This window comes from Micromonospora cabrerizensis, from assembly GCF_022230955.1.
Classification (GTDB): Bacteria; Actinomycetota; Actinomycetes; order Mycobacteriales; family Micromonosporaceae; genus Micromonospora; species Micromonospora cabrerizensis.
In genome coordinates this window covers 49,640-73,530 of record NZ_JAKKFI010000044.1, presented here as the reverse complement: position 1 = coordinate 73,530, position 23,891 = coordinate 49,640, and the positions used below count along the sequence as shown (strand labels likewise).

Genomic DNA, 23,891 nt, shown 5'->3' with positions numbered 1-23,891 from the left:
GCAACCCCATGGCACCACACACCGAACCCGAGATCTGGTTCCTCACCGGCAGCCAAGGCATGTACGGCGAGGAGACGCTCCGGCAGGTCGCCGAGCAGTCTCGCCAGATCGCGGCCGCGCTCGACGACTCGCCGCAGATTCCCGCCCGGGTGGTCTGGAAGCCCGTCCTGACCAACAGCAGCGAGATCCTGCAGGTCTGCCGGGAGGCCGCGGCCCAGGGCGCCATCGGGGTCATCGCGTGGATGCACACCTTCTCACCGGCGAAGATGTGGATCGCCGGTCTGGACGCGCTGCAGACCCCGCTGCTGCACCTGCACACGCAGGCCAACGTCCTGTTGCCGTGGAACGACATCGACATGGACTTCATGAACCTGAACCAGGCCGCGCACGGCGACCGCGAGTTCGGGTACATCCAGACCCGTCTCGGTGTGGCCCGCAAGACGGTGGCCGGGCACGTCAGCGACCCGCGGGTGAGTGCCCGGGTCGGGGCGTGGGCCCGCGCCGCGCTCGGTTGGTCGGCGATGCGGTCGCTGCGCCTGGCCCGCTTCGGCGACAACATGCGCGACGTGGCGGTGACCGAGGGCGACAAGGTCGAGGCGGAGCTGCGGTTCGGGGTGTCGGTCAACACCTACGGGGTCAACGACCTGGTCGAGGTGGTCGGCGAGGTCACCGACGCGCAGGTGGACGACCTCGTCAAGGAGTACGAGGACACGTACCGGGTCGTCGCGGACCTGCTCTCCGGGGGTGAGCGGCACGACTCCCTGCGGTATGCGGCCCGCCTGGAGCTGGGCATGCGTACCTTCCTGGACGAGGGCGGGTTCCGGGCCTTCACCACGAACTTCGAGGACCTCGGTGGCCTGCGTCAGCTGCCCGGCATCGCCGTGCAGCGGCTGATGGCCGACGGCTACGGCTTCGGTGGCGAGGGTGACTGGAAGACCTCGGTGCTGGTCCGGACCCTCAAGGCGATGTCGGTGGGCGTGGACGGCGGCACGTCGTTCATGGAGGACTACACCTACGACCTCACCCCGGGTGAGGAGCTGGTGCTCGGCGCCCACATGCTGGAGGTCTGCCCGACCATCGCGTCCGGCGTGCCGAACGTGGAGATCCACCCGCTGAGCATCGGCGGGCGGGAGGACCCGGTCCGGCTGGTCTTCGACGCCGCGCCCGGCCCGGCGGTGGTGCTCGGGTTGGCCGACATGGGGGAGCGCTTCCGGCTCGTCGCCAACGAGATCGACGTCGTCGCCCCGCCGCAGCCGCTGCGCCGGCTGCCGGTGGCCCGCGCGGTCTGGCGTCCGCGACCTGACCTGCCGGTCTCGGCGGAGTCGTGGATCACCGCGGGCGCGCCGCACCACACCGTTCTGTCGCAGGCGGTGGGGGTGGAGGAGTTGCACGACCTGGCCGAGATGAGCCGCACCGAACTGGTCGTCATCGACGCCGACACCCAGCCGCGTCGTTTCGCCGACGAGATCCGCTGGAACCAGGCCTACTACCGGTTGGCGCGCGGCTTCTGAGCCGGGCGGCTGAGCCGCGTCACGCGACGGGTGGTCCCGTCCCTGCCCGCATCCCTCGGGCAGGGGCTGGGCCACCCGTTCGCGTGCGCGCTAGCACGACCGCGAGCCGATTGGGTTACGTCTTGACTAAGGGCGTGTTATCGCTCACAGTCTATAACTAAGACGGTCGATGTCTGTGGCTGGCCCGGCCGCGATCACGTCCCTCACCCGCGCGCGCGAATCAGCGCCGTGAAGCACGGTGAGTGATGTTAGCGATCACATTCGGCGATCGGGTCAGTTCGGCGCACCGCCCGGTGCCCTGGATACCGGCCCAGGCCGTTCGGTTCGCAACGTCAAAGGAGGATCATGGTTGCCATCGGTCGGGTTCCCTGGACAACACCAGCGCGAGGGCGCGGTCGGCTGTCGCGACTCGTCGCCGCCGCGGTCGCGGTGGTCGTCGGCGGGGCTCTGGCGGCTGTCGCGCCGACCGCCGCGTCAGCGGCGACTGTCGACACCAACGCCTACTACGTGCTGGTGAACCGCAACAGTGGTAAGGCGTTGGACCTGTACGCCTCGGCCACCAACGACGGGGCGCGGATCAGCCAGTGGACGCGTAACAACGGCGTGAACCAGCAGTGGCAGTTCGTGGACTCCGGGGGTGGCTACTACCGGATCAAGTCGCGCCACTCGGGCAAGGTGCTCGACGTCAGTGGCTTCTCCACCGCCGACGGTGCCGCGATCGTGCAGTGGGCCGATCTCAACGGGACGAACCAGCAGTTCCGGCTGGCCGACTCGGACGGTGGCTTCGTGCGGCTGATCAACCGCAACAGCAACAAGGCCGCCGAGGTGCAGGGCGCGTCCACCGCCGACGGCGGGAACGTCGTGCAGTACGCCGACTGGGGCGGCACCAACCAGCAGTGGCAACTCGTCCAGGTCGGCGGCAGCAACCCCGGCAACCCCGGCACGTCGTACCCGAACCCGGTGGTCTGGCAGGACTTCGCCGACGTCGACATCATCCGGGTCGACAACGCCTACTACATGTCGGCGTCGACCATGCACTACTCGCCGGGAGCGCCGGTGCTGCGCTCGTACGACCTGGTGAACTGGGAGTTCGCCGGTCACTCCGTGCCCAGGCTCGACTTCGGCGCGAAGTACGACATGAGCGGCGGCAACGCGTACGTCGACGGGATCTGGGCGTCGACGCTGAACTACCGACCGAGCAACAAGACGTACTACTGGGCGGGGTGCATCGACTTCGCGCAGACCCACATCTACACCGCGTCCGCAGTCGACGGCGCGTGGAGCAAGCACACCACCATCCCGAACTGCTACTACGACGCCGGCTTGCTGGTCGACGACAACGACACCATGTACGTGGCGTACGGCAACGGCACCATCAGCGTCGCGCAGTTGTCCGCGGACGGGAAGTCGCAGGTTCGCGCCCAGCAGGTGTACACCACCCCGTCGAGCATCGGCACGCTGGAGGGCGCCCGGTTCTACAAGCGCAACGGCGCCTACTACATCTGGCTCACCCGCCCCGCCAACGGCCAGTACGTGCTGAAGTCGACCAACGGCCCGTTCGGCCCGTACGAGCAGCGGCAGGTGCTGCTCAACCTGCCCGGCCCGATCTCCGGCGGCGGCGTGCCGCACCAGGGTGGGCTGGTGCAGACCCAGAACGGCGACTGGTACTACATGTCCTTCGTCGACGCGTACCCCGGTGGTCGGATGCCGGCGATGGCCCCGATCACCTGGAGCAGCGACGGCTGGCCGGTGCTGCAGACGGTCAACGGCGCCTGGGGCGCCTCGTACCCGAAGCCGAACCTGCCCGCGCCACCGCGCGCGGTCAAGCCGCTGACCGGCACCGACACGTTCGCCGGCACCACTCTCGGACCACAGTGGGAGTGGAACCACAACCCGGACAACAGCAAGTGGTCGGTCAACAACGGGCTGAACCTCCAGGCCGCCACCGTCACCGGCGACCTGTACAAGGCACGCAACACGCTGACCCACCGCATCCAGGGCCCCACCTCGACGGCGACGATCGAGTTGGACTACTCCACGATGCGCGACGGTGACCGCACCGGCCTGGCGGTGCTGCGCAACTCGTCGGCCTGGATCGGCGTCCGGCGGGACAACGGGTCGACCCGTCTGGTCATGCAGAACGGCCTGACGATGGACGGCAGCTGGAACACCACCAGCACCGGCAGCGAGGTGGCGAGCACCCCCGTCTCGGGTGGTCGGATCTGGTTGCGGGCCAACGCCGACATCAGACCCGGGTCCGGTCGGCAGGCGCGGTTCTCGTACAGCACGGACGGGGTCAACTTCACCTCGTTCGGCAATGCCCTCACCCTGGCGAACAACTGGCAGTTCTTCATGGGCTACCGGTTCGCCATCTTCAACCACGCAACCCAGGCGCTCGGTGGCGCGGTCACCGTTCGCAGGTTCGACCTGACAACGCCGTGACACCAGTCACACCAGGATCGGGCTGATCCGGTGGCGCCGGCCCGGACGTGCCCGCCGGCTCGTCGAGCCCGCGCCACCGCGTGACGCCCTCGCCGGCCTGCTCCACGCTCTGTCCACGGAGCGTGGGGCGGGCCGGCGTGGCGTCGGGGATCGACGGCGTACGCCGCTTGGCGGCGTACTCCAGGTGGGGGCTGCGTTGTGCGGCTCGGCGCGTTGCGCGGACCCCCTACCGCCGTCCCGTGTTCGGGGCGGTGGCTGGCGTAGACTGTCGGCGATCCAGCGCTGGTCACCTGGGATTCAGCACCGGCGTGGTGACTGAGCGAGGGGGATCGGGCCGGGCCGCTCCAGTCGACGTCGACGGGCTGCGGGCCGGAGATGTAGCGGGGGGAGCGAAATGGCCGTCCACGGTCCCGCGATGACGGACGTTGCTCGTCTCGCCGGTGTCTCCCATCAGACGGTGTCGCGGGTGCTCAACGGGCACCCCAACGTCCGTGAGCAGACCCGGCTCCGGGTGCGCGCGGCGATCGCCGAACTCGGTTACCGCCCGAACGGCGCGGCACGCGCGCTGGTGACCGGTCGGTCGCAGGTCATCGGCGTGGTCGCACAGAACACGACGCTCTACGGTCCCGCGTCACTGCTGGCGGCGTTGGAGCAGACCGCCGCCGAAGAGGGTTTCGCGGTGAGTGTCGGCAGCGTCCGCAACCTGGACCACCGGTCCATCTCGGCGGCCGTCGAGCGGCACCTGTCGCACCGCGTCGCCGGCATCGTGGTCATCGCGCCGGTCGAGTCGGCCGGTGAGGCGCTGGAACGCCTGCCGAAGGATGTCCCACTGGTCACGGTCGACGGTGACCCGAGCCGACCGGTGCCACTGGTGACGGTCGACCAGGTGGCGGGCGCCCGGGCGGCGACGCAACATCTGCTCGACGCGGGGCACCGCACCGTCTGGCACGTCTCGGGGCCGTCCGACTGGTTCGACAGCGTCGGTCGCATCGACGGCTGGCGGGAGGCTCTGCTGGCCGCCGGGCTGGTTCCGCCGCCGCTGATGCCGGGGGACTGGTCCGCGGCCTCGGGTTACCGGTGCGGGCAGATGTTGGCGCGGATGCCGGAGGTCACCGCGGTGTTCACCGCCAACGACCATCTCGCGCTGGGCGTGCTGCGGGCGTTGCACGAGTTCGGCAAGCGGGTGCCGGACGACATCAGCGTCGTCGGCTTCGACGACGTGCCGGAGGCGGCGTACTTCATCCCACCGCTGACCACCGTTCGCCCGGACTTCGACGCGGTGGCGCGGGCGAGCCTGCAGATGCTGCTGACCCAGATCGAGTCGGGCACCGGCGGGGCGCTACGACAGACCGTCGCCCCGACCCTGGTCTCCCGCGAGAGCGTCGCCCCTCCGCGTCGCTGACGCCCGGGCCGACCAGCAGGCGGCCCCGACTCCTCGTCGCCCTCGGTGCGGCGGTCGACGCGCGATGCGTGGGACCCGCCCGCCGCGATGCCCGGCTGCTTGCCGCAGAGCCCGGCTGCTTGCCGTCGACGGGAGGCCGTTCGATCGCCGTAGAACACCGCTATCGATGTTCGGCAATGCATCAAGAGCAAGGTATTGAACCTCATGAAATGTCGCCGTAACATGATGGGCGTCTCTGTTAACGCTAACAATATTGGCGTCCAGCAATCGGCCCTCCGACCCAAGATCGTAGTCAGGGGCGGGCGCCACCGACAAGGAGGCTCGATGAACCGCATCACCCGAGGTCGTCGCTGGGGGAGCGTACTGGCGGTCGGAGTGCTGCTCGCCGGCGCTCTGGTCGGCCTGCGCGCCCCCGCGGCGCAGGCACTGGACAACGGGGTGGCGCGTACTCCCCCCATGGGTTGGAATTCGTGGAACTCGTTCGGCTGCAACATCAACGAGGCCCTGATCCGGCAGACGGCGGATGCGATCGTCAGCAGCGGTATGCGGGACCTGGGCTACAACTACGTCGTGGTCGACGACTGCTGGTTCAACCCCAACCGGGACAGCTCCGGCAACATCCAGGGCGACCCCGGCCGGTTCCCCAGCGGGATGAAGGCGCTCGGCGACTACCTGCACGCCCGCAACCTGAAGTTCGGCCTGTACCAGGTGCCGGTCGACAAGACCTGCGCACAGTACTTCGGCGCCTACCCCGGCGCGACCGGCAGCCGGGGCCACGAGGTGCAGGACGCGCGCCAGTTCGCCGCCTGGGGTGTCGACTTCCTCAAGTACGACTGGTGCTCGCCCGAGGGCAGCATCAACGACCAGGTGGCCACCTTCGCCAAGATGCGTGACGCGCTGGCCGCCACCGGTCGACCGATCGTCTACAGCATCAACTCCAACAGCATCCACGCCAAGACCGGCCCGCAGCGCAACTGGGGCGACGTGGCGAACATGTGGCGTACCACCGAGGACATCACCAACGCGTGGGACACCGGCCAGAGCAACGGCTACCCGATGGGCATCCAGAACATCATCAACGTCACCGTCCCGCTGGCGTCCTACGCGAGGCCGGGTGGGTTCAACGACCCGGACATGATGGAGGTCGGCCGGGGCGGCATGAACGACACGGAGATGCGCAGCCACTTCGCGATGTGGGCGATCATGGCCTCTCCGCTGATCGCCGGCAACGACGTGCGGAACATGGACTCCGCCACGCAGACCATCCTCAAGAACGCCAACCTGATCGCGATCAACCAGGACTCGCTCGGGTTGCAGGGGACGCAGGTGTCCTTCGACGGCACCCGTCGGGTGCTGGCCAAGCGGCTCGCCAACGGTGACGTCGCCGTCGCCCTGTTCAACCAGGGCGGCTCGACGACGACGATCTCGACCACGGCCGCGGCCATCGGCAAGTCCGGCTCCTCGTTCACGCTGGTGGACGCGTGGACGGGCGGCACCAGCTCCAGCAGCGGGACGATCAGTGCCAGCGTCCCCGCGCACGGCACGGTGGTGTTCCGGGTCAGCGGTGGCGGGACGACGACTCCGCCGCCGACCACGTCGGGCGCGTTCGCTAGCGCCGCCTCCGGCCGCTGCCTGGACGTTCCGGCCAGCAACACCACCAACGGCACCCAGCCGGTGATCTGGGACTGCAACGGCGCCGCCAACCAGAACTGGACCCTCAACGGTCAGACCCTGCAGGCTCTCGGCAAGTGCCTGGACGCACCCCCCAACGCCACGGCCGGCACCAAGGTGCAGATCTGGGACTGCAACGGCGGGGCCAACCAGCGGTGGACGATCAACGCCAACGGCACGATCAGCGGCGCGCAGTCCGGGCTCTGCCTGGACGTCAACAACAATGGCACGGCCAACGGCACCACGGTGCTTCTCTGGACCTGCACCGGCGCGGCGAACCAGCGGTGGACGCGACGGTAGCCGACCGGGTCCGCCGACCGACCGGGTCGCGGCAGCCCACCTGATCCCTCGGACGTGCCGGTGCCCGCTGACGACAGTCGTCGTCGGCGGGCACCGGTCTGTCCGGCGTCGCGCCGATGACGGTGAGTCGTCGTGTCCACCACTTCCCGCTGATCGAACACATGACTACGCTCGCCTGGATGCTCCGTTACGAGACCGTGACACCGGTATTTCGGCTCTGGTGTTGACGCAACCTATGTGAGCGCTAACACTACCCGAAAGATGACAGTTGGCCCCGGCAGTCACGGGGAGTCCAGAGAGGAGAAGCCCGTGGGCAGGAAATTCCTGGTTGCTCTGGGCAGCGCGGCACTGGCGTTGAGCCTGGCGGCGTGCAGTGGCGAGGGTGCGGGCAGCAACGGCAGCAGCGGGGGTGAGAAGCCCAGCGACCTGACCATCGGCGTGTCGATGCCGACCCAGACCTCGGAGCGGTGGATCGCCGACGGCAACGCCGTGAAGTCGAAGCTTGAGGCCAAGGGCTACAAGGTCGACCTCCAGTACGCGGGTGACGACATCCCCACGCAGTCGCAGCAGGTCGACCAGATGATCACCCGCGGTGCGGACGTCCTGATCCTCGCGGCGATCGACGGCACCGCGCTCAGCAGCCAGCTCCAGGCCGCCGCGGCCGCGAAGATCCCGGTCATCTCCTACGACCGGCTGATCCGTGGCAGCAAGGACGTCGACTTCTACGTCAGCTTCGACAACTACAAGGTCGGCGTCGCCCAGGGCACCGCCCTGCTCGTCGGTCTCGGCCTGCTCAACAAGGACGGCTCGAAGGGCACGGCCAAGGGGCCGCTGAACGTCGAGCTCTTCGCCGGGTCGCTGGACGACAACAACACCCAGTACTTCTTCGGTGGCGCGATGGACACGCTGAAGCCGTTCATCGCGGACGGCACGCTGGTCGTCAAGTCCAAGCAGACCACCCCCGAGCAGGTTGCCATCCTGCGGTGGCAGCAGGAGACCGCGCAGAAGCGGATGGAGAACCTGCTCACCTCCAGCTACAACGACGGCTCGAAGGTCGACGGGGTGCTGTCGCCGTACGACGGCATCTCCCGGGGCATCATCACCGCCCTGCAGAACGCCGGCTACGGCAGCGGCGCGAAGAAGCTCCCGGTCGTGACCGGGCAGGACGCGGAGATCGCCTCGATCAAGCTGATCAACGACGGCGTGCAGAGCTCCACGGTCTTCAAGGACACCCGTCTGCTGGCCGACCAGGCCGTCAACGCCGCCGAGGCGTTCCTGCAGAAGAAGCAGCCGCAGGCCAACGACACCCAGACGTACAACAACGGCGTCAAGGTCGTCCCGGCGTACCTGCTGCCGATCGCGACCGTCTACAAGGACGACATCAAGGCGACGCTGATCGACTCCGGCTACTGGACGGCGGAAGAGGTCGCCGCCGGTCAGGCCAAGAAGTAATCCACCCGTCGGGCCCGGCGATCATCGCCGGGCCCGACGCTGTGGTGTACCGCGTCCGACCTGACAGAGGACAGTGACCATGGACGACACCATCCTGGAGATGCGCGGCATCACCAAGACCTTCCCCGGCGTGACCGCGCTGGAGGACGTCACCCTCGCGGTGCGTCGCGGGGAGATCCACGCCATCTGCGGGGAGAACGGCGCCGGCAAGTCCACCCTGATGAAGGTGCTGTCCGGCGTCCACCCGTCCGGCTCGTACGACGGTGAGATCCTCTTCGACGGCAAACCGATGCAGTTCCGTGGCATCCGCGACAGCGAGGCCAACGGCATCGTCATCATCCACCAGGAACTCGCCCTGGTGCCGTACCTGTCGATCGCGGAGAACATCTTCCTCGGCAACGAGCGTCGCGGCCGCAGCGGGCTCATCGACTGGAACTTCGCCAACGCCGAAGCGGCGAAGCTGCTGGCGTCCGTCGGGCTGCACGAGAACCCCGTCACCCCGGTCATCCAGCTCGGCGTCGGCAAGCAGCAGCTGGTGGAGATCGCCAAGGCGCTGTCGAAGAAGGTGCGCCTGCTCATCCTGGACGAGCCGACCGCCGCGCTCAACGACATCGACTCGGCTCACCTGCTCGACCTGTTGCGGGCCCTCAAGGAGCAGGGCATCACCTGCATCATGATCTCGCACAAGCTCAACGAGATCACCGCCATCGCCGACTCGACGACCGTCATCCGGGACGGGCGCGCGGTCGAGACCCTGGACATGAGGTCCGACGAGGTGACCCAGCAGCGGATCATCCGGGGCATGGTCGGGCGCGACCTGGACAGCTTCTACCCCGACCGCGAGTCGTCCCCCGGCGAGGAGGTCCTCCGGATCGAGGACTGGACGGTGCGCCACCCGGTGCAGGACCGGCGGGTCGTCGAGGGCGTCGGCCTGTCCGTCCGCGCCGGTGAGGTCGTCGGCATCGCGGGTCTGATGGGCGCCGGGCGCACCGAGCTGGCGATGAGCGTGTTCGGTCGGTCGTACGGGCGGGACATCAGCGGCCGGCTGTTCGTGCGCGGGCGCGAAGTGCAGGCGCGTACCGTCGCCGAGGCGATCGACAACGGCATCGCGTACGTCACCGAGGACCGCAAGCGGTACGGCCTCAACCTCATCGACGACGTTCGCCGCAACGTCTCCGCCGCCGCGCTGGACCGGTTGTCCAAGCTGGGCTGGGTCAACGGCAACGAGGAGATCAAGGTCGCCGAGGCGAGCCGGCGGGAGATGAACATCAGGACCACCAGCGTCATGGCGGTGGTCGGGAAGCTCTCCGGCGGCAACCAGCAGAAGGTCGTGCTGTCGAAGTGGCTGTTCACCGACCCGGACGTGCTGATCCTCGACGAACCCACCCGAGGGATCGACGTCGGTGCCAAGTTCGAGATCTACACGATCATCAATCGGCTGGTGGCCGCCGGCAAGGCGGTGATCGTCATCTCCTCCGAGCTGCCGGAGCTGCTCGGGATGTGCGATCGCATCTACACCCTCGCCGCCGGCCGGATCACCGGTGAGATGCCGGTGGCCGAGGCGACTCAGGAGAGCCTCATGGAGCTGATGACCAAGGACAAGGAGCTCGTCGGATGACCAGCATCAAGACCCCTTCGACGGAGCGCCCGACGCCCCCGGACAGCACGCCCGCCGCCGCCCTGCACAGCGGGACGAGCGACCTGCGGGCGCTGGTGTTGAACAACCTGCGGCAGAGCGGGATCTACGTCGCGCTGGTCGTCATCGTCGGGCTCTTCGCGATCCTGACCGACGGGGTGCTGCTGAGCCCCGGCAACATCACCAACATCGTCCTCCAGTACTCGTACATCCTGGTGCTGGCGATCGGGATGGTCATCCTGATCATCGGCGGGCACATCGACCTGTCGGTCGGATCGGTCGTCGCGCTGACCGGAGCGGTGTCCGCCGTCCTGGTGATCCAACAGGGCTACCCCTGGTGGGTGGGCGTCCTGGCCGCGCTCGCCGTCGGTGTCGCGGTCGGTGCCTGGCACGGCTTCTGGGTGGCGTACGCCGGCATCCCGGCCTTCATCGTGACCCTGGCCGGCATGCTGCTGTTCCGGGGCCTCACCCTGCGGGTGCTGGACAACATCTCGCTGTCGCCGTTCCCGTCGGAATACCAGCAGGTCGCGGCGGGCTTCCTCAACGGCCTGCTCGGCGGCAACGGTTTTGACGCCTTCACGCTGCTGATCGGCGCCGTCGCGGTGGCCGGTTACGCGGTCAGTGGCTTCCGTACCCGGGTGGCCCGCATCCGCTACCAGCAGCCCGTCGAGTCGTTCCCGCTGTTCGTCGCCCGGGTCGTGGTGGTCGGCGCGGTCATCATGTACTTCGCCTGGCAGTTGGCGCACGCCCGCGGGCTGCCGATCGTGCTGATCATCCTCGCGGTCCTCGTGCTGATCTACGGCCTGCTCACCCGGCGTACGGTCTTCGGCCGCCAGGTCTACGCGATCGGCGGCAACCTGTCGGCGGCGGCACTGTCCGGCGTCAAGGTGCGGACCGTCAACTTCTGGATGTTCGTCAACATGGGCTTCCTGGCCGCGGTGGCCGGCGTCATCTACTCGTCGCGGTCCAACGGCGCCCAGCCCGCGGCCGGCAACATGTTCGAGCTGGACGCGATCGCCGCGGCCTTCATCGGTGGCGCGGCGGTCACCGGTGGGGTCGGCACCGTCGTGGGCGCGATGGTCGGCGGTCTGATCATGGCGGTGATGAGCAACGGCATGCAGCTGATGGGTATCGACCAGTCGACCCAGTCGGTCGTGAAGGGCCTCGTCCTGCTCGTCGCCGTGGCCTTCGACGTCTACAACAAGCGCCGCGCCGGCACGGCCCGCTGACGCCTGGACAGTACGCACGTGTGCCCCTGCCCGTCCTACGGGCAGGGGCACACGTCGCTCCGTGGTGCCGATCGTTGAGTCCGCGCCGTTGGCGGAAATGACCGCCGGCGTCGACCCATCTGTTCGCGGCACTGTCGAGCTGCCCCAGAGATGGACCGGCACCTGCACGGGCGCGACAGGGCGTTCCGGGCTCGCGAAGCCGGCTGCGAATCGCCGCTTCCGCGAGCCCGCGGTGGCAGCGCTCGCGCTGAAGCCGGCTGCGAATCGCCGCTTCCGCGAGCCTGCGGTGGCGGCGTTCGTGCTGGGGCCGGATGTGAATCGCCGCTTCCGCGAGCCTGCGGTGGCGCAGATCGGGGTGTGGTGGGCGCCGTTCCTGGTCGCCGTCGGTCGACGAACAGCCGCCCGGCCGTCCGAGGGACTCGAACGGCGTCGTCCGTTGGCGATACCCGCAGATCTTGGACAGTTTCCGTTCACGCGTAACGGAAACTGTCCAAGATCTGGATTGGGGACGTAGCGGAGCGGCGGTTTGCCGGCCCCGCGCGGGCCTTCGCCGAGGCGCACCCCGCGCTGCCCCATCGCTGGGGCAGCTCTACAGCGAGCCGCACCAGCAACGACGGCCACCGATGCCGGCGTGAGGATCCCGCCGCGCCGCGAACGGCGTGGCGGGATCCGCGCGGTCAGTGGCAGGCGGCGGTGCCGCTGTCGTTGTAGGTCTGCCCGGCCACCGGCACGAACTGCCAGTCGTAGCTGCCGGAGTGCAGGGTGAACTTCAGGACACCCCACGCCGAGCTGTTGCGCGCCTCGCTGTTGGGCTGGATGGTGCCGAAGCCGTAGTGGCTCGCACCGCCCATGCCGGCGACGAAGCTGCGCATACCCCGGCTGGCGTCCGCGCCACCGGAGGGGTTCATCGGTGCGAACCGTTCGTACACGTGGTTGTGCCCCCACACCACGACGTCGGCGTTGTAGTCGTAGAGCGCCTGGTACAGCGGACGCGTCGACGTCGACGGCGCGTGGTTGGAGCTGGACGTGAACAGCGGGTGGTGCCAGTACGCGAGGGTGCACGGCTTGCTGCTGGCCGCCAGGTCCGCCCGCAGCCACTGCTCCTGCGTCGAGCCGGCGGACATGCTGATGTTCGAGTTCAGCGACACGACGTGCCAGTTGCCGAGGTCGAACGAGTAGTAGCCGCGGCCGCTCGGGCCGGCGGACGTACCGAAGTAGTTGTAGTAGCCGGTCGCTCCCGACGTGTTGTAGTCGTGGTTGCCCGGCGACGGGCGGGTGCGCGACTTGTGTCGACCCCAGGTGGGCTCGTAGTAGCTGCTGAACTGCGACGCGGTGCCGCTGTCGTAGACGTTGTCGCCGGTGGTGAAGACCGTCCCCGGGATGGTGTCGAGCAGCGCCGCGGTGGCGCTGTCACCGGAACCGGAGTCGGCGATGTCGCCGGCGCCGACGAACACCGGGTCCCCGGACGGGGGCGGCGTGGTCCCGGTGGTGACCACCAACTGCGGGGCGTCGGCGCCACTCTCGCGCGTGTCGTAGTAGGCGCCGTCACCGTTGGTCGAGGTCGCGCCGAAGCTGTACGTGCCGTTGCCGGTGACGGCGGCCGTGACGTCGATCTCGTACCAGGTGTTGCCGCTGACCGCGCCCACCGTGCCGAGCGTGGCCCCGTCGATGGCCGGCTGGTTGTTCCAGGTCGTGCCGGTCTCCGACCAGGTCGTGTTGGACATCCGGCGGAACGTGCCGCCGACGGGACTGCCGCTGTTGCCGCTGATCGTGCGCAGTCGCAGCTTGGCGGTGGTCACCGTGCCGCTGACACCGCTCACCGTGAAGCGGAGAAAGGAGCGGCGCACCGGCGAGTTGTCGACCACGATCTGCGTGGACGTGCCGTAGTTGGTGGAGGCCGTGTCGCTCTGGACGTAGGTGTCGGCGACCGGCGTGAACGTCACGCTCGCCGCCGAGGCCGCGACCGAGCCGGTGAGGACGACGGCGGCGCTGGCGACGACGAGCACCGCGACCGACCCCAGCGTCAGCGGTGGGCGGGCGAATCGAGTGTCCATCCAGGACTCCTTCTCTGCGGGTGAAGAGCGCAAGGAATGTAGGAAGGCCGATGAACCGACGCACTGCCGCCAGATGAACAGTACGCTCAAGCAGCGAAACTTTTCGATGTTTGTCGCTTGTTCATCCGTCGCATGTCTGCTTGACCGCCACTGTCCCTTGCGGCCCTCGCGACCCGGTCGCCACGATGGCTGACCGTCAGTCGTCGACCCGAGGAGATGCTCGTGTACCTGTCGACCGTCTCCCGGCCGGCCGCCGACCCACCCGGGCCCGGGCCACGGCGCCGACGGTTCGCGTTGGTCAGCGGCAACGTCGTCGCACTCGGCACGGTCAGCCTGATCACCGACGTCTCGGCCGAGATGGTAGCCGCCGTCCTGCCCCTCTATCTGGTGCTGGGCCTGCAACTCAGCCCGGTGGCCTTCGGCGTGCTCGACGGCGTCCACACCGGCGCCACCGCGTTGCTGCGGGTCGTCGGTGGTTTCGCCGCCGACCGGTTCCGGCGGCGAAAGCTGATCGCCGGCATCGGCTACACGCTCTCGGCGGTCGCGAAACTCGGCCTGCTGCTCGCCGGCCGGTCGATTCCGGCGATCGGCGCCGTCATCGCCGTCGACCGGCTCGGCAAGGGTGTACGCAGCGCGCCGCGCGACGCGCTGATCACGCTCTCTACCCCACCGGAGGCGCTGGGTCGGGCATTCGGGGTGCACCGGGCGATGGACAGCGTCGGAGCGTTCCTCGGGCCGCTCGCCGCGTTCGCGGTCCTGCTGGTCGTCGGGCAGTCCTACGACGCGGTCTTCGTCACCAGCTTCTGCGTCGCCGCCCTGGCCGTGGTCGTGCTCGTGCTCTTCGTCCGCGAGCGTCCGGACGGCGGGCCGACGGAGGGGCCGAGCGAACCGACCGTCTCCGTCCGCGAGGCCTTCGGCCTGCTGCGCAGTAAACCCGCCCGCCGCCTGGTGCTGGCCGCGGCGATGCTCGGGTTGGCCACCATCGGCGACGGCTTCGTCTACTTGTTGCTGCAACGCCGGGAGGACCTCGGCCTGCGCTGGTTTCCGCTGCTCGCAGTGGGGACCAGCCTGGCCTACCTGCTGCTCGCCGCCCCGCTCGGCGTACTCGCCGACCGGATCGGCCGTCTGCCCGTGGTGATCGGCGGCTACACCGCCCTCGGTGTGACGTACCTGCTGCTGGCCGGCCCGGTCGACGGTTGGCCCCTGATCGCGCTGACGCTGGCGCTGTACGGCGCCTTCTACGCGGCCACCGACGGCGTGCTCATCGCGCTCGCCGGCCCGGTGCTGCCGGCGCGGCTGCGGACCACCGGGATCGCGCTCGTGCAGACCGGGCAGGCACTGGCGTACCTCGTCTCCTCCGTTCTGTTCGGTCTCGCCTGGCAGGCGTGGGGACCGGAGAACGCGATCCGCGCGGCGGCCGTCGCCGTCGCCGGGGTCCTGGTCGGCACGCTCCTCCTGCTGGCCTCCCCGTCCCGTCTGATCAACCGGAAGGTGCCCCGATGACCGCGATTTCGACCCGAGCCAAGATCGGCGTGGTGGTCGCCTCGGCCGTGCTGCTGGGCAGCGTGGCGGCCGGCTACGTGGCCATGGCGGCGGAGCCCGCCCCGCCGCCGCCTCCCGCCACCGGCGACCAGGCGGTCACCCTGACACCCGGCCCGCGCCTGTTGGCGATCACCGACCGGTACGTGTCCACCGTCGCGACGGCCGACCCCGCCGGGTCGCGTACGGTCTCCGGCCTGGAATGCCTCCGGGTGTACGCCGCCGCCGGCACCGGTGTCTGCCTGAAGCCGGAGACCGCGTGGTCGTACCAGATGGTCGTGCTCGACGTGGCGCTGCGCCAGACGCGGGCGATCAGCGTGCCGGGCCTGCCGAACCGGGCCCGGGTCTCGGCCTCCGGCCGGATGGTCTCCTGGACGACGTTCGTCGGTGGCGACTCGTACACCTCCAGCGGCTTCTCCACCCGCACCGGCATCCTCGACACCACCACCGGGGTCACCGTGGCCTCACTCGAGGAGTTCGCGGTCACGCTGAACGGCCGCAGCTACCGTCACCCGGACGTCAACTACTGGGGTGTCACCTTCACCGCCGACGACAACCGCTTCTACGCGACCCTGTCGACCGGGGGCAGGAGGTACCTCGTCCGGGGTGACCTCGCGGCTCGCACGGTCGAGACACTGAAGGAGAACGTCGAGTGCCCGTCGCTGTCACCGGACGGCACCCGGCTCGCGTTCAAGGAGGCGATCGACGCCGACCCGGCGAAGGGGTGGCGTCTGTCGGTCCTCGACCTGACGACCATGCGGGTCACCGCGACGGCCGAGACGACCAGCGTCGACGACCAGGCAGCCTGGCTCGACGGGTCCACGCTGGCCTACACCCTGCGGCAGAGCGACGGTCGTCCGGACGTGTGGAGCGTCCCGGCGGACGGGTCCGGCACCCCGAGGCTGGTCATCCCCGGCGCCGAGTCGCCGTCCCCGCTCACCTGACGGAAACGGCCCCCGGCGGTCAGGACACCTGACCGCCTTGGTGCGGACAGCATCCCGTCACGCGGGATTCCGCGCCGAACCCATCGCCGTTCATCGACGTTCCCGAGGCTGTTGACCATGACAAGGCTGAGCCGTCGCATCTTCGTCCTCAGTGGACTCGTGGCCGCCGGTGTCGCGGTGACACCCCGCCAGGGTGCCCACGCCGCGGTGCCGTACCCCTTCAAGCTCGGTGTGGCGTCCGGTGACCCGACGCCCGACAGCGTGGTCCTCTGGACCCGGCTGGCACCCTCTCCGCTCAACGCCGACGGTCAGGGCGGCATGGCCAACGCCGATGTGACCGTCGAGTGGCAGGTGTCCACCACCGACCGGTTCACCTCGCTGGTCGCCTCGGGGTCGGTGGTCGCCCGCTACGCGGACGCCCACTCGGTGCACGCGATCGCGGGCGGGCTCGCCGCCGACTCCGACTACTACTACCGGTTCCGGGCCCAGGGCCAGATCTCCCCGGTCGGGCGGACCCGGACCGCCCCGGCGCCGGGCAGCTTCGGCCGTGACCTGGTGATGGCCTTCGCCTCCTGCGCCCACTACGAGGCCGGCTACTACACGGCGTATCGGCGGATGGCCGAGGACAACCCCGGGCTCATCCTGCACCTGGGCGACTATATCTACGAGGGTGGCGTCAACACCTCCGCCGTACGGCAGCACGTCGGTGCGGAGATCGTGTCGCTCGCCGACTACCGCCGCCGGTACGCGCTCTACAAGTCCGACCCCGACCTCCAGGCGGCGCACGCCGCGGCACCCTGGCTCGTCGTGCCGGACGACCACGAGGTGGAGAACAACTACGCCAACATGGTCCGCAACGACAGCAGCCCCACGTTGACCGCCGCGCAGTGGACCGCCCGACGCGCCGCCGCGTACAAGGCCTACTACGAGAACATGCCCCTGCGGCCGGCCTCCGCCGCGAGCGGCAACAGCATCCCGCTGTACCGGCGTGTCCGGTGGGGACAGCTCGCGACGTTCCACATGCTCGACACCCGGCAGTTCCGCGACGACCAGGCGTGCGGTGACGGCTGGAAGGTCTGCGCCGACGCCGACCTGGCCTCGCGGTCCCTGACCGGGGCGACCCAGGAGGCGTGGCTGCTCGACGGGCTGGCCCAGCGCTACGGCACCTGGGACATCCTCGGCCAGCAGGTCTTCTTCGCCCGCCAGTTCGACGCGGCCGGGGCGGCGAGCATGGACGCGTGGGACGGCTACCGGGCCTCCCGCAGCCGGATCCAGACCGGATGGCAGCAGCGCGGGGTGCGTAACCCGCTGGTGCTCACCGGGGACGTGCACAAGTCGTGGGCCAACGACCTCAAGGCCGACTACGCCAACCCGTCGTCCGCCACCATCGGCACCGAGCTGGTCTGCACCTCGATCACCTCCGCCGGCAACGGCACCGGCAGCACCACCATCCCGAACGCGGCGACCAACCCGCACCTGAGGTTCCACTCGGACCGGCGCGGATACGTGCGTACCACGATCAGCCGCAGCCAGGTCCGCGCGGACTTCCGCGCGCTCAACACGGTGACCGAGCACGGCGCCGCGGCGTCCACCGTGCGCTCGTTCGTCATCCTCGACGGCCAGCCCGGCCTCCAGGCCGGGTAAAGGAGAACCACGATGACCGCAATCGCCGCACTGCTCACCGCCTCCCTGCTGGTGCCGAACGTCGTGCCAGCTCCGACCGCCATGACCGCCGAGGCGGTCACCTGGGCCACCGCGAACAGCGTGGCCACCGGCGACCAGGACCTGCCCGCCATCGCCATGAACCGCAACGGTCAGGTCGCGGTGGCGTGGGAGGACGACCGGGACAGCACCGCCCCCGAGGACGACACGCACAGTGAGATCTACCTGCGGTTGTTCCGCGACGGGACGCCCGGCTACGAGCTGAAGCTCTCCACCGGCGGCACCAGTGGGGCCGCCTGGCGGCACATCAGCCCCGACGTCGGGCTCGACGACCGGGGCAACGCCGTTGTCGTCTGGGCCGCCGACGGGGACGGCAACGGCGTCTACAACATCCAGTACCGCGTGGTCTCGCCCACCGGCGCCGTGCTCGGCTCGGGGCAGGCCAACGCCAGCGACGCCGGGCAGCAGATCTGGCCGAAGGTCGCTGTCGACCCCGACGGCGCGCCGACCACCGCCGCTGTCGGGTTCGCCGTGGTGTGGGAGGACGTGCAGGGCACCGCTCCCGCCACCGTCAAGGCCGCCGGCTTCACCGGGCCCACCACCAAGGGGTACGAGGTGACGGCCTCGCAGACCACGGGCGCGCACCACCGCCCCGACGTGGCCGTGTCGGCGTCCGGCGAGGCGCTGGTGGTCTGGGACGAGGACGCCGACGCGAACGGGTCGTACAACATCGGTCTGACCCGGCTGGCCCGCGCCAACGGTGCGGTGGTGCTCTCGCGGCGGACGGCCAACGCGCAGAGCGGGGGGCAGCAGCAGCGCGCCTCGGTCGCGGCGAACTTCGCCGGTGACTTCACCGTCGGCTGGGAATCCGACCACACCGGCGCACGGGGTGTCTGGGCGCGTTCGTTCACCACGGCCGGCACCGCCCGGCACGGTGAGGTCGAGGTCTCCAGCGGGGCCGGCGCCATCGCTCCGGGGGTCGGCATCGACGACCAGGACAACGTCGTGGTGGGCTGGACGGTGTCGGGTGCCAACCCGGACGTCTGGGCGCGCGGCCTCAACCCGGACGGCACGTCCACGGGCCGGCTGGCCGCCCAGGCGTTGAGCCAGACCACGACCGGTCGTCAGGAGCACTTCGCCGTCGCCGCGTCGCCCTGGGGTGAGGTGAGCGTCTGCTACACCGACGACAACGACGGCAACGCGTTCGACCAGGTGCTCCTCGGTCTGGGCACGACGAACTCCACCTGGTTGATGTCCGCCGACGAGCTGCGCCGGCTGAAGGCGCGGGCCGCCGCGACGGTGAACTGAGCCGTCCGGGCCCTTCAGGCGGCGTGGTCAGGCTCACCGCTGACGCTAGCCACCCCGTCGTTCCCGCCCAGGGACGACGGGGTGGCCACGGCGCGCAGAGTGATCGACCGGTCGGTGTGGTCGACCTCGAACAACGTCCCGGCCGGGAAGGCCGCCGACGTCTCCGGCGGCAACTGGATCGTGCCGTCGCCGGCCACCACGGCGAAGTCCCGGCCGTCACGCCCCTCGGCGCCGACCCGGCCGTCGCGGATGGTGACCGCTCGGCCGAGCTGGGCACCCACCTCGCCGTCATGGGTCACCACGACCACCGTGGTGCCCCGCTGCGCGTTGACGGTGGCCAGTGCCGCGAGCACCTCGTCGCGACCGGCCACGTCGAGCTGACTGGTCGGCTCGTCGACCAGGAGCAGGCCGGGCCCGGCGGCGAGCCCCTGCGCCAGAGCGGCCCGTTGACGCTGCCCCGGGGTCAGGTCGCCCACCCGCCGTGCGCCGGCACCGGCGAGACCGACCAGGTCCAGGATCGCCTCCGGCGGGTCGAGCCGGCGCCCGGAGAGGCGCGCCGCGGGTCGCTGCGCCAACCAGATGTTGCGCGACAGCGACAGGTACGGCAGCAGGTTGCGTTCGGCGCCCTGGAGCACCGTGCCGACCGTGGCCCCGCGAAGGGCGGCCAGGCCCTTGGAGGGGAGTCGGGACAGCTCGTGGTCGCCCACGTGGACCCGTCCGGCGGAGGGTTGCATGAGCCCGCCGAGGATCGCCACCAACGTGGACTTGCCAGAGCCGGACGGGCCCACCAGCGCCAGCATCTCGCCGGCCGCGATGGTCAGATCCACCCCGGAGAGAGCGACGACGTCACCGGTGGCGGTGGGGTAGATGTGAATCAGCCGGTGGCACGTGACGGCCACACCGCCGGCCGACGGTGTGGCGGTCACCGGCTCGTCCTGCCGCGCGGCGGTCATCGACCGCTCCGGCGGGCCACCGAGGCGGCGACGAGCCGACCGAGCACGACCGCCGTGAGGGCGAACAGGGCGACCGCCGGCACCACGAACAACAGCAGCCGGCCGAGGTCCGGCCACTCGGGTAACGGGACGGGCGAGCGGCCGTCACTGAACAGACGCTGCCCGCTGCGGGTGAGAAGCCAGATCAGCAGCGTGACGAGAGCGCCGGACCCGGCCGCGAACGCGACCGGCCAGCCGTAACCGCCACGCACGGCACGTGGTGGCAGCCCCTGCCGGCGGAGCGCCACCAGCATGGCCACCCGGGCGCGTTGCTCGGCGGAAGCCGTCGCCACCAGGCCGGCCGCCCCGATCAGCACCCCGGCCAGCGCGGCGAACATGTTGAAGCGCAGTGCCAACGCCGCTCCCTGCCGATCGAAATCCTCTCGTACCTGACTGATCGTCTTCTCACCCCGCACGACCAGACCCTGGGCGCGAAGCCGGTCGAGGACGTCGGCGGGAGCCGACCGCGCCAACCAGACCTCCTCGTTGCCGTTCTGGCTGGCGACGGCGAGTCGATCCGCGTACTCCAGGTCGGCGATCAGGCCGGAGCCACCGAGCCGCGGCAAATGATCGGCCAGGCCGCGAACCGAGCCGTTGGTCGGTGTCCCGTCGACACCGTCGTACGGATGGGACCCGCCCAGCGCCGTCCCCTTCGAGCGGGTCAGGTAGACCGGCAGCGGGAACGGCGCATCGACGACAGCGACGCCGGCCGGCCTTGCCCGCCGGTTCTCCTCGACATCGAGGACCAGTCCCGCCTTCTTTCCGCTCCCGGCGCTGAGACGCGTGCTGTCCGTGTCGAGCAGCCGCCACCGTTGCAGATCGGCGAGCTGCGCGCCGGTCAGCACGACAGCCTCGCCTTCGCCGTCGGCTTGGGCGGTGCGCAGCTCCTCGAAGTGGACCTTGAGTGGCCGGGCCACCACTGGAGCATCAACTTCGATCTTGGCAATCCGGCAATCCTGCGCGCACTCGGGCACCTGGAGGTCGTAATCCCTCTGGCCGGGCTTGATGTCCTCGCGGGCGAGGACCACCCGGGTGCCGTTCCTTGCGGAGATCGTGATGGCCAGGCGGACCCGATTTCCGGCGAAGATCTCGGCGTCGAAGTCGGCGGAGGCAGCCATGATGAGCTGTTGTCCTCGGAACTGCACCGGTGTTCCCGGTGCGGCCGGGCGGATGTCTCGTGCGACGTCCGCCAGGGGCACGCCGTAGGACGGATGCGGCGCGGCCACCGTCGCCAGCCGGTCGGAGTCCACGGCCAGCAGCGGTGTGCCGGCCGCGTCGGGCGTACCCGACACCACCGCGGCCATCGCGAACCCGCCTTCGGGATCCACCGCCCGCACGGCTGTCAACAGGTGTGAACGGGACGTCGCGTCGACCTCGACGACGCGGGGCGCGCCGACCTCGACCATTGCCCGGTCCCGGTAGGCGGCCGAGGCGATCTCACTCGTCGCGACGGTGAAGGCGAGCATGGCGACGACCACGGTGAGCAGGGCGATCAGGGGCCGGAACCGCGGTTGCCGGGCGACCTGCACCAGGGCGAGGCCGACCGCCGTCCGGCCGCGCGCAAGCAGCGCCGCACCCACCGCGGCGCCGGCGATCATCGCGATCCGCGCCAGCAGCACACCTGCGGCGAGCGCTCCGGCGACCGGCGCCACCAACGCCAGGCCACTGGGCGATCCGCCGGAGCGCACCTGCACCACGGCGGCCACGGCGATGGACACCGCGACGACGTCACCGATGGTCGCCCGCCACCCTCGTACCCGTGCCGGCACCCGACGCAGCAGGTCGACGACCGGCGCGGACATCATCCGCACCTGGGCCAGCAGCACCGCGGCGAGTGCGCCGACGGCGCCGATGGTGGCGAAGCCGATCGTGGTGGCGTCCACCGCGACGTCGGCGCGGGCCGGAAGAGTGTGCGCGGCGAGCAGTTTGGCAGCCGCCAGACCGGCCAGGCAGCCGAGGGGAATCGCGACCAGCACCGGCACGGCGTGCTCGCCGACCGCCAGCGCCCACAGTCGTCGGCGTTGCACCCCGCGGAGCAGGAGCAGACCCTGCTCCGGTCGCCGCTGGTCCGCCGCCGAACCAACCGCGACGAAGAGGACCAGCCAGCAGAGCAGGACGAGCAGCCCCGCGCCCAGCGTCACGCCGTCGGCCAGCTGCCCGCGCTGCAGCGTGACGCGGTCCAACAGACTGGGCAGGCTGGTGCCGGCCCCGAAACTTTCACGCTCCCCGTCGCGCTGCACCACGGCGACCGCCGCCCGCAGGTCCTCCATCGATTGGTTGTCCAACAACTGCTCGGTGGCATAGAGATCGGCCGTCGGCCGGAACAGGATCACCTGATCGTCGACGAGGGGCGAGGCATTGGCGCTGAAGATGGCGTCCTCGGCGCTCCCCGGGATCGACGTGCTACCCGAGCCGCTCGCCGGTGGCCGGATGAACTCCTGGCCGAGCCAGAACGGGTCCCGCACGTCGAGCGGTTGGTAGACGCCGGCCACCCGCACCGGCACCGCGCCGAATGTGAACTGGTCCCCGACGGCGACACCGAGCCGCGCCGCGGTGTGCGTGCTGACCATCACCTCGGGGAGCTGACCCCTCGAGGTGGCCCGGGGGCAGGCTCCGGTCACGGTGACCCGCTCGCAGACCCCCGCCCGATAGTTCAGGTTCGAGGTCACCGTGCCGGCACGACTGGCGGCGACACCGCCGCTCTGGGCGCCCAGGACGACGTCGAACCCGGCCGGCGTCAACTGCCGGACCTTGTCCACGAACACCGACGCCGTCCCGGTGGGATCGCCGGGCATCCCCGGATATTCGACAGCAGCGGCGAATCGCAGCCGAAGCTCGCTCGGCGGCGCGGTGGACAGTTCGTAGCGCCACAGGGCCTGCCCGGCCGCGGCGACGTAGGTTGGTGCCGCCGCGGCGGCGGCACTGGCGAGCAACGCGAGCAGGAGCACGGCCATGGCCTGCGCCCGGCGGGCCGCCAGCGCTGCCCAGATGATGGTCAGCATTGACGGTGATGGTATCGACGGGCCCTTGCGCCCACTGTCCCCTGCGGGCGGACTGAGACCTGCCGGTTACGGCATGTCCCTCAACCGCGGACGGTCTCCGCCCGTCCCTCGACGAGGTGCAGCTCCGCCTCGCAGGCGGCGGCCACCTCGGGGTCGTGGGTGGCGAAGACGACGGCCACGCCCCGGCTGGCCTCGTCGTGCAGCAGATCCAGAACCCGCTGCCGATTGCCCGCGTCCAGTTCGCTGGTCACCTCGTCGGCCAGCAGCACGCCGCCGCGCAGCGCCAGGCCGCGAGCGATGGCCGTACGCTGCTGCTGGCCGCCGGACAGCTCCTCGACCAACTGGTCGGCCTGGCCGGACAGACCCAGCCGATCCAACATCGCGGCGGTCTGCTGGCGGGCCTCCGTCGCTGTCACGCCCCCGGCGACCAGTGCCACCTGCACGTTCTCGGTCGCGGTCAGGATGGGGGCCAGACCGTTGTCCTGCGGGATGAGGACGATCCGGTGCTCGACCGCGTGGTCTCGGCCGCGTAGCGCCTGCCCGTCGATCGTCACCGTGCCGTCTCGTGGGCGCAGCAGCCCGGCCATCGCGTGGAGCAGGGTGGTCTTGCCGGCACCCGACGAACCGGTCAACGCCAGCACCCGACCCGGACGGACCGTCACCGACACGTCCCGGAGGACGGCGGGCGCGTCGCCGTAGCCGACCGACACCCCGTGCATGCTCACCATGTGCCACCGCCCCCTCCGG

The 23,891-nt window shown here is 70.1% G+C and carries 15 protein-coding genes; 11 read left to right on the top strand and 4 right to left on the bottom strand.

What is annotated here, in order from left to right; translation table 11 throughout:
* Positions 1-8 precede the first annotated feature (8 nt).
* The 7 genes from araA to mmsB all read left to right on the top strand — a co-directional run bounded on the left by araA (position 9) and on the right by mmsB (position 11,643).
* On the top strand, positions 9-1,511 hold the full coding sequence (gene araA, locus LADH09A_RS05200; protein WP_238643581.1) for an L-arabinose isomerase: 1,503 nt from the start codon (positions 9-11) through the stop codon (positions 1,509-1,511).
* 345 nt (positions 1,512-1,856) lie between these two features.
* Positions 1,857-3,953, top strand: a complete 2,097-nt coding sequence (locus LADH09A_RS05195; RefSeq protein ID WP_238643580.1) for a family 43 glycosylhydrolase — start codon at positions 1,857-1,859, stop codon at positions 3,951-3,953.
* A gap of 415 nt (positions 3,954-4,368) precedes the next feature.
* Positions 4,369-5,355 carry a LacI family DNA-binding transcriptional regulator gene (locus LADH09A_RS05190; RefSeq protein WP_238643579.1) on the top strand — a complete coding sequence of 329 codons (987 nt, stop codon included), beginning with the start codon at positions 4,369-4,371 and terminating at the stop codon, positions 5,353-5,355.
* Positions 5,356-5,679: 324 nt separating this feature from the next.
* Positions 5,680-7,326, top strand: a complete 1,647-nt coding sequence (locus tag LADH09A_RS05185) for a glycoside hydrolase family 27 protein (protein WP_238643578.1) — start codon at positions 5,680-5,682, stop codon at positions 7,324-7,326.
* A gap of 309 nt (positions 7,327-7,635) precedes the next feature.
* Positions 7,636-8,778, top strand: coding sequence for a multiple monosaccharide ABC transporter substrate-binding protein (gene chvE / locus LADH09A_RS05180; protein WP_238643577.1), 1,143 nt, complete (start codon positions 7,636-7,638; stop codon positions 8,776-8,778).
* Positions 8,779-8,857: 79 nt separating this feature from the next.
* Positions 8,858-10,396, top strand: coding sequence for a multiple monosaccharide ABC transporter ATP-binding protein (gene mmsA / locus LADH09A_RS05175; RefSeq protein ID WP_238643576.1), 1,539 nt, complete (start codon positions 8,858-8,860; stop codon positions 10,394-10,396).
* Entirely contained in the window at positions 10,393-11,643 is a 1,251-nt protein-coding gene (mmsB, locus tag LADH09A_RS05170) for a multiple monosaccharide ABC transporter permease (RefSeq protein WP_238643575.1), read from the top strand. The genes mmsA and mmsB overlap by 4 nt, the downstream gene beginning before the upstream one ends.
* 677 nt (positions 11,644-12,320) lie before the next feature.
* Here mmsB and LADH09A_RS05165 read toward each other — a convergent pair.
* Positions 12,321-13,697 carry a CBM96 family carbohydrate-binding protein gene (locus LADH09A_RS05165; protein WP_238643574.1) on the bottom strand — a complete coding sequence of 459 codons (1,377 nt, stop codon included), beginning with the start codon at positions 13,695-13,697 and terminating at the stop codon, positions 12,321-12,323.
* Positions 13,698-13,919: 222 nt separating this feature from the next.
* On the opposite strand from LADH09A_RS05165, the gene LADH09A_RS05160 reads away from it, so the two are divergent.
* The 4 genes from LADH09A_RS05160 to LADH09A_RS05145 all read left to right on the top strand — a co-directional run bounded on the left by LADH09A_RS05160 (position 13,920) and on the right by LADH09A_RS05145 (position 19,150).
* Positions 13,920-15,200: an MFS transporter gene (locus LADH09A_RS05160; RefSeq protein WP_372492225.1), complete on the top strand. Its 1,281-nt coding sequence runs from the start codon at positions 13,920-13,922 to the stop codon at positions 15,198-15,200.
* Positions 15,197-16,180 (top strand): TolB family protein, encoded by a 984-nt coding sequence (locus tag LADH09A_RS05155; protein WP_238643572.1) that lies wholly within the window; start codon positions 15,197-15,199, stop codon positions 16,178-16,180. The genes LADH09A_RS05160 and LADH09A_RS05155 overlap by 4 nt, the downstream gene beginning before the upstream one ends.
* A 117-nt stretch (positions 16,181-16,297) precedes the next feature.
* Complete coding sequence (locus LADH09A_RS05150; RefSeq protein WP_238643571.1) at positions 16,298-17,824, top strand: alkaline phosphatase D family protein; 1,527 nt, start codon at positions 16,298-16,300, stop codon at positions 17,822-17,824.
* A 12-nt stretch (positions 17,825-17,836) separates the two neighbouring features.
* Positions 17,837-19,150: a hypothetical protein gene (locus LADH09A_RS05145; protein ID WP_238643570.1), complete on the top strand. Its 1,314-nt coding sequence runs from the start codon at positions 17,837-17,839 to the stop codon at positions 19,148-19,150.
* A gap of 14 nt (positions 19,151-19,164) precedes the next feature.
* On the opposite strand, the gene LADH09A_RS05140 is transcribed toward LADH09A_RS05145, so the two are convergent.
* The 3 genes from LADH09A_RS05140 to LADH09A_RS05130 all read right to left on the bottom strand — a co-directional run bounded on the left by LADH09A_RS05140 (position 19,165) and on the right by LADH09A_RS05130 (position 23,872).
* Entirely contained in the window at positions 19,165-20,103 is a 939-nt protein-coding gene (locus LADH09A_RS05140; protein WP_238643569.1) for an ABC transporter ATP-binding protein, read from the bottom strand.
* Positions 20,100-23,144 carry an FtsX-like permease family protein gene (locus LADH09A_RS05135; RefSeq protein WP_238643568.1) on the bottom strand — a complete coding sequence of 1,015 codons (3,045 nt, stop codon included), beginning with the start codon at positions 23,142-23,144 and terminating at the stop codon, positions 20,100-20,102. Before LADH09A_RS05135 ends, LADH09A_RS05140 begins: the two co-directional genes overlap by 4 nt.
* 80 nt (positions 23,145-23,224) lie before the next feature.
* On the bottom strand, positions 23,225-23,872 hold the full coding sequence (locus LADH09A_RS05130) for an ABC transporter ATP-binding protein (RefSeq protein ID WP_238643567.1): 648 nt from the start codon (positions 23,870-23,872) through the stop codon (positions 23,225-23,227).
* Positions 23,873-23,891: the final 19 nt, after the last annotated feature.